This window comes from Exiguobacterium sp. s40 (assembly GCF_018617905.1).
Classification (GTDB): domain Bacteria; phylum Bacillota; class Bacilli; order Exiguobacteriales; family Exiguobacteriaceae; genus Exiguobacterium; species Exiguobacterium mexicanum_A.
This window is the reverse complement of record NZ_JACSLC010000003.1, coordinates 143,246-159,311: the sequence shown is the minus strand read 5'-3', so window position 1 is coordinate 159,311 and position 16,066 is coordinate 143,246. Positions and strand designations below refer to the sequence as shown.

The 16,066-nt window shown below is 53.7% G+C and carries 17 protein-coding genes; 15 read left to right on the top strand and 2 right to left on the bottom strand.

Annotated elements, in window-relative coordinates; translation table 11 throughout:
- Positions 1–18 precede the first annotated feature (18 nt).
- The 9 genes from atpA (at position 19) to KNP02_RS03915 (ending at position 9,608) form a co-directional block, all read left to right on the top strand.
- The gene (atpA, locus tag KNP02_RS03955) at positions 19–1,527 is read left to right on the top strand and encodes a F0F1 ATP synthase subunit alpha (protein ID WP_029594689.1); all 1,509 of its coding nucleotides are present in this window, start codon (positions 19–21) and stop codon (positions 1,525–1,527) included.
- A 36-nt stretch (positions 1,528–1,563) separates the two neighbouring features.
- Positions 1,564–2,421 (top strand): ATP synthase F1 subunit gamma, encoded by an 858-nt coding sequence (atpG, locus tag KNP02_RS03950; RefSeq protein WP_214708473.1) that lies wholly within the window; start codon positions 1,564–1,566, stop codon positions 2,419–2,421.
- Positions 2,422–2,455: 34 nt separating this feature from the next.
- Complete coding sequence (gene atpD / locus KNP02_RS03945; RefSeq protein ID WP_021066140.1) at positions 2,456–3,874, top strand: F0F1 ATP synthase subunit beta; 1,419 nt, start codon at positions 2,456–2,458, stop codon at positions 3,872–3,874.
- Positions 3,875–3,902: 28 nt separating this feature from the next.
- The gene (locus KNP02_RS03940; RefSeq protein WP_021066141.1) at positions 3,903–4,313 is read left to right on the top strand and encodes a F0F1 ATP synthase subunit epsilon; all 411 of its coding nucleotides are present in this window, start codon (positions 3,903–3,905) and stop codon (positions 4,311–4,313) included.
- 173 nt (positions 4,314–4,486) lie between these two features.
- On the top strand, positions 4,487–5,683 hold the full coding sequence (locus tag KNP02_RS03935; protein WP_214708474.1) for an EAL and HDOD domain-containing protein: 1,197 nt from the start codon (positions 4,487–4,489) through the stop codon (positions 5,681–5,683).
- Between the two features lie 198 nt (positions 5,684–5,881).
- Positions 5,882–6,100: a DUF1146 family protein gene (locus tag KNP02_RS03930; RefSeq protein WP_021066143.1), complete on the top strand. Its 219-nt coding sequence runs from the start codon at positions 5,882–5,884 to the stop codon at positions 6,098–6,100.
- Between the two features lie 244 nt (positions 6,101–6,344).
- Positions 6,345–7,646 carry a UDP-N-acetylglucosamine 1-carboxyvinyltransferase gene (gene murA / locus KNP02_RS03925; RefSeq protein WP_029594691.1) on the top strand — a complete coding sequence of 434 codons (1,302 nt, stop codon included), beginning with the start codon at positions 6,345–6,347 and terminating at the stop codon, positions 7,644–7,646.
- A gap of 77 nt (positions 7,647–7,723) precedes the next feature.
- Positions 7,724–8,710, top strand: a complete 987-nt coding sequence (gene mreB, locus KNP02_RS03920; RefSeq protein ID WP_021066145.1) for a rod shape-determining protein — start codon at positions 7,724–7,726, stop codon at positions 8,708–8,710.
- 136 nt (positions 8,711–8,846) lie between these two features.
- A complete protein-coding gene (locus KNP02_RS03915; RefSeq protein ID WP_214708476.1) occupies positions 8,847–9,608 on the top strand; it encodes an SDR family oxidoreductase in 762 nt (253 codons plus the stop codon).
- A gap of 37 nt (positions 9,609–9,645) precedes the next feature.
- Here the strand turns inward: KNP02_RS03915 and KNP02_RS03910 are convergent, their stop codons facing one another.
- Entirely contained in the window at positions 9,646–9,960 is a 315-nt protein-coding gene (locus KNP02_RS03910) for a helix-turn-helix domain-containing protein (RefSeq protein WP_240731288.1), read from the bottom strand.
- A gap of 515 nt (positions 9,961–10,475) precedes the next feature.
- Here KNP02_RS03910 and tnpA point away from each other — a divergent pair.
- From tnpA to KNP02_RS03880, 6 genes are all read left to right on the top strand, one after another.
- Positions 10,476–10,874 carry an IS200/IS605 family transposase gene (gene tnpA / locus KNP02_RS03905; RefSeq protein WP_214708478.1) on the top strand — a complete coding sequence of 133 codons (399 nt, stop codon included), beginning with the start codon at positions 10,476–10,478 and terminating at the stop codon, positions 10,872–10,874.
- Between the two features lie 4 nt (positions 10,875–10,878).
- A complete protein-coding gene (locus KNP02_RS03900; RefSeq protein WP_214708480.1) occupies positions 10,879–11,955 on the top strand; it encodes an RNA-guided endonuclease InsQ/TnpB family protein in 1,077 nt (358 codons plus the stop codon).
- A 205-nt stretch (positions 11,956–12,160) separates the two neighbouring features.
- Positions 12,161–12,703, top strand: coding sequence for a sensor histidine kinase (locus KNP02_RS03895; protein ID WP_251129205.1), 543 nt, complete (start codon positions 12,161–12,163; stop codon positions 12,701–12,703).
- Between the two features lie 117 nt (positions 12,704–12,820).
- Entirely contained in the window at positions 12,821–13,594 is a 774-nt protein-coding gene (locus tag KNP02_RS03890; protein ID WP_214708484.1) for a flagellar hook-basal body protein, read from the top strand.
- Between the two features lie 11 nt (positions 13,595–13,605).
- Positions 13,606–14,385, top strand: a complete 780-nt coding sequence (locus KNP02_RS03885) for a flagellar hook-basal body protein (RefSeq protein WP_214708485.1) — start codon at positions 13,606–13,608, stop codon at positions 14,383–14,385.
- 64 nt (positions 14,386–14,449) lie between these two features.
- Positions 14,450–15,547: a glycerate kinase gene (locus KNP02_RS03880; protein ID WP_251129189.1), complete on the top strand. Its 1,098-nt coding sequence runs from the start codon at positions 14,450–14,452 to the stop codon at positions 15,545–15,547.
- Between the two features lie 27 nt (positions 15,548–15,574).
- Here KNP02_RS03880 and mscL read toward each other — a convergent pair whose 3' ends face one another.
- Positions 15,575–15,952, bottom strand: coding sequence for a large-conductance mechanosensitive channel protein MscL (gene mscL, locus KNP02_RS03875; protein ID WP_131436364.1), 378 nt, complete (start codon positions 15,950–15,952; stop codon positions 15,575–15,577).
- Positions 15,953–16,066: the final 114 nt, after the last annotated feature.

The following is a 16,066-nucleotide window of genomic DNA, read 5'->3' as shown; positions in this document are numbered from 1 at the left end:
GAAATAGGGGTGAATTCAATGACGATCAAAGCTGAAGAAATCAGCGCCCTGCTAAAAGAGCGGATCGCTTCGTACGGTTCTGAAATCGAAGTCAGTGAGACAGGTACAGTCATTCAAGTAGGTGACGGTATCGCTCGTGCATACGGACTCGATAACGTTATGGCGGGGGAACTCGTAGAGTTCTCTAACGGCGTAATGGGCTTGGCGCAAAACTTAGAAGAAGGTAACGTCGGGATTATCATCCTTGGCGACTACAAAGGCATCAAAGAAGGCGACTCGGTAAAACGTACGGGCCGCATCATGGAAGTTCCAGTCGGTGAAGCGCTCCTCGGACGCGTCGTCAACCCGCTCGGACAACCAATCGACGGTCTCGGACCGATCGTGACGGACACATATAACCCGATCGAGCGTAAAGCTTACGGCGTTATGGCCCGTAAGTCAGTTCACGAACCGCTCCAAACTGGGATTAAGGCGATTGACGCCCTCGTACCAATCGGTCGCGGTCAGCGTGAGCTCATCATCGGTGACCGTCAAACTGGTAAGACTTCGATCGCAATCGACGCGATCATCAACCAAAAAGAAGAAAACATGGTCTGTATCTACGTCGCAATCGGTCAGAAAGAATCGACTGTCCGTGGCGTAGTTGAGACGCTCCGTCAAAACGGCGCCCTCGATTACACGATCGTTGTTTCGGCATCGGCTTCACAGCCAGCCCCACTTCTTTACCTCGCACCATTCGCTGGGGTATCGATGGGTGAGTACTTCATGGACCGCGGACAACACGTCCTCGTCGTGTATGATGACCTCTCGAAACAAGCGGCAGCTTATCGTGAGCTCTCGCTTCTTCTCCGTCGTCCTCCAGGCCGCGAAGCCTACCCAGGGGATGTCTTCTACCTCCACTCACGCCTTCTTGAGCGTGCGGCGAAGTTGAACGACGAACTCGGCGGCGGTTCATTGACAGCACTTCCGTTCATCGAGACACAAGCGTCGGATATCTCGGCTTACATCCCAACGAACGTAATCTCGATCACAGACGGTCAAATCTTCCTTCAGTCGGACCTCTTCTTCTCAGGGGTACGTCCAGCGATCAACGCCGGTCTCTCGGTATCGCGTGTTGGTGGTTCGGCTCAAGTGAAAGCGATGAAGAAAGTTGCGGGTACGCTCCGTCTTGACCTCGCGTCATACCGTGAGCTCGAAGCGTTCGCCCAGTTCGGGTCGGACCTCGACAAAGCGACACAAGCGAAGCTCAACCGTGGACAACGGACTGTTGAAGTCTTGAAACAAGACTTGAACGCACCGCTTTCGGTCGACAAGCAAGTTATCATCATCTACGCTCTCACGAAAGGTCATCTCGATGACGTCCCAGTCGAAGACATCCGTCGTTTCGAAAAAGAAATGAACGCATGGCTCGACCAAAACCGTGCGGACCTCTGCCGTGAAATCCGTCAAACAGGAAACCTTCCTGCTGACGAGGCGATGGTCGATGCACTTACGGAATTCAAAAAGACGTTCTCGCCATCGGTTTAATCCGGTGACGAGCGTCTATTAAGGTGGTGAATCGAAATGGCATCATTACGTGAGATCCAGATGCGGATCACCTCGACCCAAAGCACGAAGCAAATCACGAAAGCGATGAACATGGTGTCGGCCTCGAAATTGAACCGCGCTCAAGGGAGCAACGCCAACTTCAAGCCGTACATGACCAAGTTGCAGGAAGTCATCTCGTCGATTGCCGGCGGTACTTCAGGCGCAACACACCCGATGCTTCAAGTCCGTCCCGTCAAACGGACCGGCTATATCGTCATCACGTCAGACCGCGGACTTGCTGGTGGATACAACGCCAGCGTCCTTCGTGACGTGTATCGCGAGTTGAAAGCCAAACACGGTTCAACAGACGAATACCGTCTGTACGTGATCGGGAAGGTCGGCGTTCAGTTCTTCAAGGCCCGTAACATTCCGGTATACAGTGCCATGACAGGACTCAACGACCAGCCATCATTCGTTGAAGTCGCAGAGATCGTCAAACAGACGGTCGGCGCGTTCAGTGAAGGCGAGATTGATGAATTGAAGCTTTGCTACAACTCATTCATCTCTGTCATCAGCCAAGAAGTGAAGATCGCTCGATTGCTTCCGCTTGGGAATATCGAACAGACCGCATCTAATGTGATGTATGAATACGAACCAGAAGAAGAAACGATCTTAGCAGCGCTCCTCCCGCGTTACGCGGAAGGACTCATCTATGGCGCGCTCCTCGATGCGAAAGTATCGGAGCACGCGGCTCGGATGACGGCGATGTCGAACGCGACGGACAACGCGGATGAACTCATCCGTGGACTCAAGCTCAAGTTCAACCGCGCGCGTCAAGCGGCGATCACACAAGAAATCACAGAGATTGTCGGAGGTGCGGCTGCGCTTGAATAAGCGCACGCCCTCTAGATTGTAGGAGGCTAACACGATGAACGAATACGGCATGAAAGGCCGCGTAGTCGCAGTCATGGGCCCAGTTATCGACGTTAAGTTCGACAACCACTTACCGAACATCTACAACGCCCTCAAAGTCACGCATGTGGCTGAATCGGCGCAAGATGTCAGTGTCGACTTGACGCTCGAGGTGGCGATTCACCTTGGGGATGACACGGTCCGTACGATTGCGATGGACTCAACGGACGGCGTTCGCCGCGGCATGGAAGTACTTGACTTAGGTTCACCGATTTCAGTACCGGTCGGAGAAGAGACGCTCGGTCGTGTCTTCAACGTACTTGGTAACCCGATTGACGATAAAGAAGTATCACCGACTGTCCGTCGGTCACCGATTCACCGTCTCGCACCGACGTTCGATGAATTGTCGACAAAAGTTGAGATCTTGGAAACAGGGATCAAAGTCGTCGACCTTCTCGCACCTTATATCAAAGGTGGTAAAATCGGCCTCTTCGGTGGTGCCGGTGTAGGTAAAACCGTTCTCATTCAGGAACTCATCAACAACATCGCGCAAGAGCACAGCGGGATTTCTGTATTCGCAGGAGTCGGCGAGCGTACGCGTGAAGGAAATGACTTGTTCCACGAGATGACGGACTCAGGCGTTATCAAGCAAACGGCGATGGTCTTCGGTCAGATGAACGAGCCGCCGGGCGCGCGTCTTCGCGTAGCCTTGACGGGTCTTACAATGGCAGAATACTTCCGCGATGAACAAGGACAAGACGTTCTTCTCTTCGTCGATAACATCTTCCGTTTCACACAGGCAGGTTCGGAAGTTTCGGCCCTTCTCGGTCGGATGCCATCTGCCGTAGGTTACCAGCCGACACTCGCGACGGAAATGGGTATGCTTCAAGAGCGGATCACGTCAACAGCTAAAGGATCGGTTACATCGATTCAAGCCGTATACGTACCAGCCGATGACTATACTGACCCGGCTCCAGCGACAACGTTCGCTCACCTTGATGCAACGACTAACTTGGAGCGTCGTCTTTCGGAGATGGGGATTTACCCAGCCGTTGACCCGCTCGCATCGACTTCACGTGCCCTCTCGCCTGACATCGTCGGACCAGAGCACTACGAAGTAGCCCGTAACGTCCAGCAGACGCTTCAACGTTACAAAGAACTTCAAGACATCATCGCAATCCTCGGTATGGACGAGTTGTCTGAAGACGATAAGCTCACGGTTCACCGTGCGCGTCGCATTCAGTTCTTCTTGTCACAAAACTTCCACGTGGCTGAGCAGTTCACAGGCCAAAAAGGTTCGTACGTACCAGTTAAAGAGACAGTCCGCGGCTTCAAAGAGATCCTCGATGGTAAACACGACGATCTTCCAGAAGATGCATTCCGTCTCGTTGGTCCAATCGAAGACGTCATCGAAAAAGCGAAGACGTTGGTCTAAGACCTACACGGAAGGGGGAAACTAGACGATGAATACTCTTCACGTCAACGTCGTCACCCCGGATGGTGCAGCCTATGAGGGCGAGGCACGGATGGTCGTCGCAAAATCGGTGACCGGTGAACTCGGTATCTTACCGAAACACATCCCGATGGTGACACCGCTCGATATCTCAGTTCTCAAACTGCGCCACGAAGATGGTGGACGCACGCTGATCGCACTCAGCGGCGGTTTCATGGAAGTTCGTCCCGACACGGTGACGATCTTAGCTGAAACAGCCGAAATGGCGGATAAAATCGACTACGACCGCGCTTCTGCGGCGAAAGTTCGTGCCGAGCGTCGTCTCCAAGACACGAAGCTCTCGGACCTCGAATTCCGTCGCGCGGAGCTCGCGCTCAAAAAAGCGATCAACCGCTTGAGCATTCGCGATATCAAAGAATAACCAACATCTCTCCTGCAGCCGCAGGGGAGATTTTTTGTGTCTAGACCAAATGGATAACGTTCCTTCTGTATATATAGGTCAAAAGCATCAGAAGTTTCACGCCCAAATAGTGGAAGGGAGGGGCGCCTTATCCGATAATATAGGTGGGAACTACGGTAAAGGAGCTAAAGGGAATGAAAGTTTATGTTGCACGCCAACCAATCTTTGACCAAAAACTACGTGTCTGTGGCTACGAACTGTTATATCGCCGCAGCGAGAAAAACATATTTGAGCACGTCGACGATTCGCTCGCGACCGCTGACGTCATCCATAACGCTTATATGGTGTTCAACTTTCGAGAGCTAACAGAAGGTACGCGGGCGTTCATCAACTTCCCGCAAAACTTGATCGAAAGTGAAGTGCCGGCCTTATTGCCACGCCAGACACTTGTCATCGAAGTGCTCGAGCACGTCGAACCGACCGAGAAAGTGTTGGCCGCTTTGCGTTCATTACGTCGGAAAGGCTACACGATCGCGCTTGACGATTTCGTGTTCGAGGAAAAGTATCGCCCACTCATCGGGCTCGCCGATATCATTAAAATCGATTATCAAGCAACACCGATCGACCAACAGAAGCGGCTGATCGATGCGCTCGGGCATCGCGTCGAATTTTTAGCGGAAAAGATTGAGACGCCGTTTGAATATGAGATCGCCAAAAAACTCGGCTATCACATGTTCCAAGGCTATTTCTTCAGCCGGCCGACGGTCGTCCACGGTGCCGAGGTTCATCCGCTCCGGCATACGCTCGTCGAAGTGTTGAAAGAGCTCGACAAGCCAGAGCCGAACTTCCGCCGCATCGCGAGCCAAATCGAACGCAGTGTGGATTTGTCGTATAAGATGTTGCGTTCGGTCAACACGGTCTATCAGAAAGGTCGTCATACGATTCAATCGATCGAGCAGGCCGTCGCACGAATCGGTCTCGATGAGATGCGACGCTGGTCGTACTTGATGTTGCTTCGGGAGCTGCAGACGTCCGAATCGAAAGAATTGATTAAACAGAGTGTGATCCGGGGCAAGATGATGGAGCTGATCGCTGTCGAGACGTTGCCGCAAGTGACGGCGTTCGATGCGTTCATCACCGGGATTTTCTCGTCGCTCGATGTGATTTTGGATGAGGAGATGCAGACGCTCGTCTCGGAGCTGCCGGTCGAACCAATCGTCAAGGCAGCGCTCCTCGGAGAAGACAACGAGTTGCGCGGTTTACTCGACATGGTCCTCGCCTACGAGCAATTGACCGTGCCTGTCGAGGAGACAGCGCCTGACTTGTCACGTTACTATGTCGAGGCGATTCGATGGAGCCAAACGTATGATGGCGAAGTGAATAATGTTTGAAATGTTGAAGGGACGTCAATTACTGTACTAAGGCCATGCGCCGATTGACGTTCCTTTTTGTATGCGGTTTATGGAGAGAAAGCGAGTTGATCGGATGAACCCATTCCACCACTCACTTAAACGCTAAGTCTTTTTTTCTCTGACGTGACATGCTATGATTAAAAATGGTACGAATTTTTGAAAAGAGGGGAATCGTCGATGTTGAACACCGTGTTATCGCTCGTCATTTACGTCGTAGCGATCTACGTCGCTTGGTGGGCGCTCATGCCGGTCAAATGGGACCGCTTGCTCAATCAAGTGAGGAGTCCGCAAGCAGCAGTCTTGCGTGTCCTCGTGGCCGTCGTCTTCGGTTCACTGATCGCCCAGTTCTTTTTGGAGTATATCCGATTGGCCCAGGCGCTCGCACCATTACAGTAGGAAGGGAAACGATTACTAAACTGTAATCCTGCTGTAACGTTTCTTATATGTTTATCGTGTAGGATAAATTCGTCTGACATGACGAATTTTTCATCAGAATTTTATGAGTGCTTTTATTATTATTTTTCTCTCTGATGAAGCGTCACGTGTTACAAACCATCGTAGTAATCGACATAACCACATCCGGTAGCGGATATCGACGTATAAAACAAAAAAACAACGAAGTTGGAGGACAAAGAGAGATATGAAGGATTTGATTGTAGTCCGTGGAGGACGTAAATTGTCAGGTACTGTGCGTGTTGAAGGAGCTAAAAACGCCGTACTCAAAACATTGGTTGCCACTCTTTTAGCAAGCGAAGGAAAGTCGGTACTTCAAAACGTGCCGCGCCTCGCTGATGTGTACACGATTAACAAAGTACTTCGCCACCTCGGTGCAGAGGTTGCGTTTGACGAAGCGAATAACGAAGTCACTGTCGATGCGTCGGGCACAATCAAAGACGAGGCGCCGCTTGAGTACGTCCGCAAGATGCGTGCCTCGATCCTTGTCATGGGTCCTCTCCTTGCTCGTCTTGGGCATGCGCGTGTCGCAATGCCAGGCGGTTGCTCGATCGGGTCACGTCCGATTGACCTCCACTTAAAAGGCTTCGAGGCAATGGGCGCGAAGACGGTCATCGGCAACGGTTTCGTCGAAGCTTCGGTCGACGGTCGCTTGAAAGGTGCGAAGATCTACTTGGACTTCCCATCTGTTGGCGCGACAGAGAACATCATGATGGCGGCAGTCCTTGCTGAAGGAACAACGGTCATCGAGAACGTCGCCAAAGAACCTGAAATCGTCGACCTTGCCAACTTCTTGAACGGTATGGGCGCACACGTCCGCGGTGCCGGTACAGAAACGATTCGAATCGAAGGCGTGGAGAAACTCCATGGTGCCGAGCATTCAATCATCCCTGACCGCATCGAAGCCGGTACGTTCCTCGTTGCTGGAGCGATCACAGGTGGCGACATCGAAGTCATCGGCGCTGAGCGCGAGCACCTTCGCCCACTCATCTCGAAGATGGAAGAAATGGGCGTCAAGTTCGAGGATACGTCAGAAGGCATGCGTGTCATCGCACCGGATGTGTTGAAGCCGGTCGACGTGAAGACGATGCCACACCCTGGTTTCCCGACTGACATCCAAGCACAAATGATGGCGCTCGTCTTAAAAGCTGGCGGCACATCGGTCATCACCGAAACAGTGTTCGAGAATCGCTTCATGCACGTCGAAGAATTCCGCCGTATGAACGCAGACATTAAAATCGAAGGACGCTCGGCGATCATCAAAGGCGGCGTTCGCCTCCAAGGTGCTGAAGTCGTCTCGACTGACCTTCGTGCCGGTGCTGCCCTCGTCCTCGCGGGACTCATCGCGGACGAAGAGACACGCGTTGGCGATCTCTACCACATCGACCGTGGCTACGTCGACTTCCACAAGAAACTGCAAGCGCTTGGTGCTGATATCGAGCGGATTCAAGGGAACGTCGAAGTTGCCGAAGAAATGGTCAAGAACTAATTAATAGACTCATAGGAGCGAGGAGAGACTCTTCTCGCTCTTTTCAATGAAGTAACGAACGGAGGAACCTACACACCATGTTTTCAAAAGATATCGGGATTGATTTAGGAACAGCAAACGTCGTCATCCACGTCAAAGGTCGAGGCATCGTCCTCGACGAGCCATCCGTCGTTGCTATCAAGCGTTCGACAGGGAAAGTACTCGCTGTCGGAACGGAAGCGTATCAGATGGTCGGACGTACGCCAGGTGACATCGTCGCCATCCGTCCACTCCGTGATGGGGTCATCGCTGACTTCGCGACAACCGAAGAGATGCTTCGCCATTTCGTCGAGAAGATCCAAGTCCGCGGTTTCTTTGGCGGCATCCGCATGCTCATCTGTACACCGGCAAACGTGACACCGGTTGAAGCGAAAGCGATCCGTGAGGCGGCCGAGAAGGCCGGCGCGAAAGAAGTCTTCCTCGCCGTAGAACCGAAGGCAGCAGCGGTCGGTTCGGGCATGGACATCTGGAAGCCGGTCGGCCATATGATCGTCGACATCGGTGGCGGGACGACAGACGTTGCCATCCTCTCGATGGGCGATATCGTCTGCGGTGAAACGATTAAAATCGCCGGGGACCGTTTCGATACGGACATCCTCCGCGCCATCAAGGACAAACATAAGCTTGTCATCGGTGAGCGGACGGCCGAGCAAATTAAGAAAGAGATTGCGACGGTCTTCCCAGGCGGCCGTAACGAGACGATGGATATCCGAGGTCGTGACATGGTGCGTGGGCTTCCGCGGACAGTGACCATCACGTCGGAAGAACTCCGTGAGGCGATGGCCGAATCGGCGAACGAGATCGTTGAAGCGACGAAGCGCGTTCTCGAACAGACGCCTCCAGAGCTTGCGGCCGATATCATCGACCGCGGCATCATCATGACAGGTGGCGGCTCGCTCCTCCACGGCATCGATCAGCTCGTCGCCGAGCGTGTCGGTTTGCCGGTCATGATTGCCGAAGAGCCGACGCTCAGCGTTGCTCATGGCACGGGCATCATGCTGGAGCACTTGGATCGTTTGAAGTAAGAAGAGGGAGGTACGACGTCTACAGGCGTCGTACCTTTTTTGCGTGAAGACTGTTCAAATTTCCTATAAATGGATAGACTGAGGATAGGAGGAGGGTCAATACGTGCCTTGCTAGCACGCGAAAGGGGAGGACTCAATGACACGACCACTCACACTCATCACCGGGGTCAGTCGTAGCAAAGGTATTGGCGCCGCTGTCGCTCGAAAGCTTGCTGCGGCAGGCCATGACTTGTATCTGACGCACTGGAGCCCCTTTGACGGGACGGAAGGCGTCGGAGCGGAACCGGACTTTATTGAAAGCTTCATCGACGAATTACAGACATCAGGGGCTCGCGTTGCCCATGAACCGTACGATTTGTCGTCTGGAGACGCAAAAGGATTGCTCGATCGCGTGGAGGCAGCGCTCGGTACACCGAGCCGCCTCATCAACAATGCGACGTATGAGCGGCACGTGAGTGTCGATACGTTCACGACCGAGACGTTACGTCGCCATTATTTCATCAACAACGAAAGAACAATCGATCTGACGTTTGCCTTCATCGAACGATACAAACAGGCGGGGCATACGGACGGACGCATCTTGTTCATGGTGTCCGGGGGAGCGGATGCTTCCAACTTGGCCTATATCGCCATAAAAGGCATGTTGATCGCCATCACGCCAGCACTGGCCAATGGGGCAGGGCAGTACGGGATCTCCGTGAATGCACTCGACCCGGGTCCGACCGATTCGGGTTGGATTGATGACGCGCTTCGCGAACAACTTGCGCCGCTCTTCCCCCATGGACGTGTCGGCACGCCAGAGGATACGGCGCGTTACGTCGCTTTCCTCGTGGGGCCGGACGGGGCATGGATCAACGGCCAACATCTTCATGTCGACGGTGGTTTCGTCGGACGCTAAAAAGAGCTTGTCCCACAATGTCGGGAAGAGCTCTTATTCAATACCATGTATAATCTTTATCGACATAGAGCCGGGTAGCCAAGTCCGTTTGCGGGAACGGTTTATCTTTCGCATCCAGCCAGTCATGATAATCGCAGGCACACGCATCATCCAAGTGGAGCGAGTAACCGTTGTTGATCGTTTGGACCGAGATGCTCAAGTCGTATTCGGCGAGCGTCTTCTTCAACCGATAGACGAGATTGTAGACGTTGTGGAGCGCACGTTGCGGTTCGTCAATCTCTGGATAGAGCGTCTCTGCGATGAGCCATTTGTTCACGACTTGATCGCGATGGAAAATCAAATGGGCGAACAACTATCAGCCGTTCCTTGGGTGACGGGGACAGAATCTTCGATCGTCTGTCCTCGCGTCAAGACTAGTCCGCCTCCGAGCGCAAGGATCACTATCAACAGAATCCAGCCCAATCGATTTAGGGGTCATCTGAATATTCCCTTCATGATTTGTGAGTTTCTTGTGAGAAACGAACGATATACTGACCCTGTTCGTTCACATATAAAAGTGATGAATGTTTTCTTATCGTACACGAAACTGACTTTTTTGAATAGCCGAACATACTGTATTGCCCAATCCGATCAATCCCTGATATGAAAGAAGGCCACATATGAAACGCTGGATCGAACAACGAATTAGCCGCCAAGTCCTCACGGTGTTTTACAGAATTTGCGAACGAGAAAGCCCACTGCTTCAGTGGTGGGATGAACGTGAGCTTGATTTCGGAGTTCCGCTAGTCGGAATTTCAGAAATCAACAAGTATGATCTTATCGCGAGAAAGTGTATCTCTTAAATAAACGAAGTGATACAATGAACGTATGAACAACTATCGAAGAACCAACACCACCGTGTCGATGCTCCATTATCATTTCGTGTTCTGCCCGAGGTATCGCCGAAAACTGTTCGATGACGACCTGTTCGAGCGACGGTTCAAAGAGATCGTCCACGACGTCTGCGAAGGGCTCGACATCCACCTCCTCGCCATCGAGTGCGACCGGGACCACACACATCTCTTCTTATCCGCATTGCCATCCATCAGCCCGTCCGACATCATGGCGCGCATCAAAGGCGTCTCGTCGAAGCGGCTCAGGGAGGAATTCCCACACCTCACACATCTCACGAGCCTCTGGACGAGATCCTTCTTCGTGTCGACGGCGGGAAACGTCTCCAGCGAGACCATCAAACGTTATGTCGAGGATCAAAAGACAAGGGGATGAGACCGTGTCGCAGACATTGACCGTGAACATCAAACTCCATCCGACGAAAGCGCAACAGGCCATCTTGGAGCGGATGATGGACACCTACATCCGCACGGCGAACCAGCTCGTCGCGGCCATGGTGCAGGCCCGGGAGAGCTTGAAACTGACGAGCAAACATGTCACGGCGGACCTGCCGAGCGCCGTCAGGAACCAGGCCATCCAGGACGCGAAGAGCGTGTTCAAGAGGGCGAAGAAGAAGGACTTCCAGGTCGTCCCGGTCCTCAAGAAGCCGTACTGCACCTGGAACAACCAGAACTACTCGTTCGACTTCGAGTCGGTCTCCCTCCCGATCATCATCGAGGGGAACGTGAAGAAGACGGCCATCCGCGCCGACATGGTCGACCCGGACAACCGGAACGCCACGCTCCTCGCCAACAAACGGGGCACGCTACGCATCACGAGGAAGTCGGACAAATGGATCGCCCAGATCGCCGTCACGGTTCGTACGACAGAAAAAACAGGAACGAAGGTGCTAGGGGTCGACCTCGGCCTGAAAGTCCCTGCCGTAGCGTCCACGGGCTGTGACAAGGTGCGTTTTTTCGGGAACGGGCGCGAGAACAAGTACATGAAACGCAAGTTCCGGGCGAAATGGAAAGGGCTCGGTCAACACAAGAAACTGAAGGCGATCAAGAAGCTGGACAACAAAGAGCAACGCTGGATGCGAGACAAGGATCACAAGGTGAGCCGTGAGATCGTCGACTTCGCAAAAGAGAACCATATTTCTGTCATCCGCCTCGAAAGACTGGCGAACATCCGACAGACGGCAAGAACAAGCCGTAAAAACGCCAAGAACCTGCACACCTGGTCGTTCCATCGCTTAGCCACATTCATCGAATACAAGGCGAAGTTAGAAGGAATCAAGGTCGAATATGTCAACCCTGCACACACATCTCAGACATGTCCTTCTTGCGGGAGCCGAAACAAAGCGAAAGATCGAACATATTCGTGTCCGTGCGGATTCAAGAAACACAGAGATATTGTGGGTGCGATGAACATCCGGTACGCACCTGTGGTTGATGGTGACAGTCAACCAGCCTGAGAACCTATAGGGTCTGTCTCAGGAGGGGTGATGGCACACCCTCATCTGAAGGCTCGGACAAAACAGAAATGGCCTGCGTCCGCACGGGCACTTCAGAATCCCACCCATCCTGAAGGGATGGGCTTGCGGCTTTAGCCGTGGGAGTGTCAACGAACTGCTTGAGCATCGACATGTCGACGAAGAGAAGCAGAAACGCTACTTGAATATGATCCATAGTGAGACGACCCGACTCGAACGGCTCGTCAGCAATTTGCTTGACGTGCAGAAAATGGAAGCCGGTAAAGGCCAGCAAGACTTTAAAATCGAGAATTTGTTTGAAATGCTGTCCGATATCCTCGAAATCCACGCCGGTTCGACCGAATTGCATGCGTTTCATTTCGACTGCGATGAAACGATTCGCGTGTCTGGAGACCTGGCGCAACTGCGTCAAGTGTTCTCAATTATCGTGAATAACGCCATTAAATATTCACCGGACGGCGGGAACATCGCCGTTAACGTCTCGTGCGAGGACGATGTCATCCGGATCGCCATCGAAGACGAGGGCATGGGTGTGGCACCGGCAGATGCCGAACGACTGTTTGAGAAGTTCTACCGTGTGCAGAACGAGCAGAGTCGCAACATTGGAGGCACCGGCCTTGGACTTGCTATCTGTAAAGAAATCATCGAATCGCACGGCGGGACGATCAGCGTCCGTTCAGAACTTGGGAACGGGACGACCATGACGGTCGAACTCCCGATTGTCGGTTGACGAAAACCACTTCATCGCGAAGTGGTTTTTTAGTTTTTTTCAAAAAACGGTGAATGAAACGTTCCTTTGGTACGATATACAGAGTGAAGACTTTGAACGACGAAAGGAAGACGAACCATGCTACGCGGATTATATACGGCGGCGGGCGCGATGAACGCGCTTCAGCGCCAACAAGAGATTTTGAGCAATAACCTCGGTAACGTCCGGACACCAGGGTTCAAGGCGTCCAACGGCGTCCTCCGCTCGTTCCCTGAAATGTTGCTCGCCCAAGTGAGCCACCCCGGCAATGCGCGCTCACGCGTGCAAGGCGAGGTCGGGACGCTGTCAACAGGCGTGTATTTACAAGAGACGATGCCACGTTTCTCGACGGGCAGCATCTCGGAGACAGGTAGCCCGACCGACGTATATATGAAGGTACCGGCTGACGCGACGGGTGCCGCCATGTTCGCCGTCGAACAGAACGGCGAGACGCTCTATACGACAAACGGACGCTTCGCGGTCGATGAGGAGCGCTTCTTGCGCTCGGCAGACGGCGGTTACATCCTCTCGGACACAGGTGAGCGCATCCGGTTGCCGTCAAGTGAGTTCACGCTGACAGGTGACGGACAAATTACGTCACTCGGTCAGAACGTGGCGACGCTCGGTGCCGTTCAAATTAATGATTTGACGACACTCGAGCAAGTCGGGAATGATTACCGGGTCAATGGAGACGCCCCACCCGCTGCGAACGTCCAGTTTCAGCAAGGATTCATTGAAGAGGCGAACGTCGATCTCGACCGCACGATGGCCGACTTGATGACGACGTACCGTCAATTCGAGGCGAACCAAAAAGTCGTCCAAGCGTATGACAAGAGTGCTGAGCGTGCCATTGAAATCGCTCGGATTCGTTAAGGAGGAAGCCCATGCAATCAATCTATAACTCGGTCTCGTCGCTCACGCAGCTCCAACGTCAGCTCGATGTGACCGGTCACAACATTGCCAACGTCGATACAGCCGGCTACAAGCGGGAACAGACCCATTTTGCCTCGCTCTTGTCGCAAGCGTATGACAACCAACCGCGCGCCGAACTCGAAGTCGGTCGTGACACGCCGAACGGGATTCGCATCGGTGTCGGCGGGCATATCGCCGACATTAGCCAACAGTTCAATATCGGCCAAATCCGCAAGACCGACCGCGGCCTTGATGTGTTCTTGAAAGCGAGCCGTCAGTTCTTCGTCGTCGAGACGGAGAACGGTGTCGGATTGACCCGAAGCGGGAACATGCAACTCTCGGTCGGTGAGACAACGGCACTCGTCGACGTGAACGGCAACGCCCTTCTTGGTGCGGATGGCAACCCGATCGTCATGCCGAACGAGGCGACGGCGCACCGCGTCCGTCAAGACGGGATGGTCGTCGCGAGCGTGAACGGCGTCGAGCAGGAGTTCGGCCGCCTCGATATCGTCGAGGTGCGCAACACGTCTGCGCTTCGTCCACTCGGCGACAACGTCTATGCGGCCGACTTGGCGGTGGACGTTGACCGTCCGCTCGGCAATCTGTTGATTGAAGGGACGCTCGAATCGTCGAACGTCGATTTGACGAAAGAGATGACTGATATGACAATCACGCAGCGCGCGTATCAGATGAATTCACGGGCGTTATCGATGAGTGACCAGATGATGGGGCTCGTCACGTCACTCCGTTAATCACAGACCGTTCTTCCTCGGAAGGGCGGTTTTTGCGTTACACTGAAGAGGAGGAGGGATGGACATGCGAATTGTCGTGGCGATGGATTCGTTCAAAGGGTCGATGACGAGTGTGGAGGCGAACCGAGCGGTTGAACGGGCGCTCGCTGGACACGATGTCATCGAGGTGCCGATCTCAGACGGCGGGGAAGGCTTTTTAGATGCGTGGCTCCTGACACATCCGTATGCCGAGACCATCACGCAAGACGTCATGTCGCTTGATGGGACGATGCGACAAGCACGATACGGTTGGTTAGAACTGACGCGAGAAGCAGTCATCGAAGTCGCCGAGGCGTCCGGGCTCACACTCGTCGATACGCTCGACCCGTGGCGCTATAGTTCGTACGGAACGGGTTTGCAAATCCGACATGCGCTCGAGCGCGGGGCGACACGCATTACCGTCGGTCTCGGCGGGAGCGCGACCGTCGACGGGGGAAAGGGTTTGCTCGAGGCGCTTGGTATCCGCTTCTTCGATGAGTTTGGACATGTCATTGGACCGTTCCCGCATCAAACCGAGCGCGTCAGTCGTATCGACTGGTCGGGACTACTCCCGGAAGCGGGTTATGTCGAATGGCGCATCGCCTCGGATGTGACGAATCCGTTACTCGGTCTATCTGGGGCGGCCGCCGTATTCGGTCCGCAGAAAGGGTTAGCGCCAGAGGACGTCGTGCGCTATGACGAACTGCTTGCCACGTACGCCCGTTGTTTCGAACGTGATTTGGCCACGCGGCCTGGGTCGGGCGCAGCCGGAGGCATCGGTTTCGCGCTCTATCAGCTCGGTGCCCGGTACGTGAGCGGTATTGAAGAAGTCATACGCTGGTCGAACCTGGAAGAGAAACTGCGCACGACCGACTGGTTGATCACAGGAGAAGGTCGCTTCGATGAGCAATCCCTTCATGGGAAAGCGCCATACGGTTTGGCGTGCCTCGCCCACGCATATGGTGTCCCGACGCTCGTCTTCGCCGGTCAAACAGACGTAATCGCCGTTCCGGACGACGGAATCCGTGCCGTGTTTCCTATCATATCCCGGGTAATGACGCTCGCCGAGGCGATGCACCAGGCAGAACCGCTTCTCACGGACGCCGTCAGCCGAGTGATGTCGATCCTCGACAAAAACGCCTGAACCGACTTTGGTTCAGGCGTTACTACGTTATGGACGCTCTTTTAACAAGTCACGGATTTCAGATAGAAGCTGCTCTTCACGCGACAGTTCCGGTTCGGGAGCCTCTTCGACCGCTTTTTCGCGCTTCAGACGGTTCAATGTTTTGACCATCATGAACAAGGCGAAGGCGATGAGGAAGAACTTGATGACTTCTTGCAAAAAGTTACCGTACGTGACATTCACGCCGAGCACCGACACCGCGAGCGTCGAGAAGTCGATGCCACCGATGAGGATGCCGAGGAACGGCATGAAGATGTCATTGACGAGCGACGTGACGATGGCCGTGAAAGCGGCCCCGAGGATGAAGGCGACGGCGAGGTCAATTACATTGCCTTTGATTGCAAACTCTTTGAATTCTTTCCACATAAAAATAAACCCTCCTAAATGATGAATACTCTTACGGTAGCACAGCATAGGTGGAAACGGGCAGTATTTTTCACAGAAGCGTCGCCCTTGCCCTAGGCCGGGCGCTTGTTCGAC

Excerpts from the sequence above, each read along its gene's own strand:
- atpA (WP_029594689.1), top strand. The coding sequence starts at position 19 with ATGACGATCAAAGCTGAAGAAATCAGCGCCCTGCTAAAAGAGCGGATC.
- KNP02_RS03885 (WP_214708485.1), top strand. The coding sequence starts at position 13,606 with ATGCAATCAATCTATAACTCGGTCTCGTCGCTCACGCAGCTCCAACGT.
- tnpA (WP_214708478.1), top strand. The coding sequence starts at position 10,476 with ATGAACAACTATCGAAGAACCAACACCACCGTGTCGATGCTCCATTAT.
- KNP02_RS03935 (WP_214708474.1), top strand. The coding sequence starts at position 4,487 with ATGAAAGTTTATGTTGCACGCCAACCAATCTTTGACCAAAAACTACGT.
- atpD (WP_021066140.1), top strand. The coding sequence starts at position 2,456 with ATGAACGAATACGGCATGAAAGGCCGCGTAGTCGCAGTCATGGGCCCA.
- KNP02_RS03880 (WP_251129189.1), top strand. The coding sequence starts at position 14,450 with ATGCGAATTGTCGTGGCGATGGATTCGTTCAAAGGGTCGATGACGAGT.
- KNP02_RS03930 (WP_021066143.1), top strand. The coding sequence starts at position 5,882 with ATGTTGAACACCGTGTTATCGCTCGTCATTTACGTCGTAGCGATCTAC.
- mreB (WP_021066145.1), top strand. The coding sequence starts at position 7,724 with ATGTTTTCAAAAGATATCGGGATTGATTTAGGAACAGCAAACGTCGTC.
- mscL (WP_131436364.1), bottom strand. The coding sequence starts at position 15,952 with ATGTGGAAAGAATTCAAAGAGTTTGCAATCAAAGGCAATGTAATTGAC.
- murA (WP_029594691.1), top strand. The coding sequence starts at position 6,345 with ATGAAGGATTTGATTGTAGTCCGTGGAGGACGTAAATTGTCAGGTACT.
- KNP02_RS03940 (WP_021066141.1), top strand. The coding sequence starts at position 3,903 with ATGAATACTCTTCACGTCAACGTCGTCACCCCGGATGGTGCAGCCTAT.
- KNP02_RS03895 (WP_251129205.1), top strand. The coding sequence starts at position 12,161 with ATGATCCATAGTGAGACGACCCGACTCGAACGGCTCGTCAGCAATTTG.
- atpG (WP_214708473.1), top strand. The coding sequence starts at position 1,564 with ATGGCATCATTACGTGAGATCCAGATGCGGATCACCTCGACCCAAAGC.
- KNP02_RS03915 (WP_214708476.1), top strand. The coding sequence starts at position 8,847 with ATGACACGACCACTCACACTCATCACCGGGGTCAGTCGTAGCAAAGGT.
- KNP02_RS03890 (WP_214708484.1), top strand. The coding sequence starts at position 12,821 with ATGCTACGCGGATTATATACGGCGGCGGGCGCGATGAACGCGCTTCAG.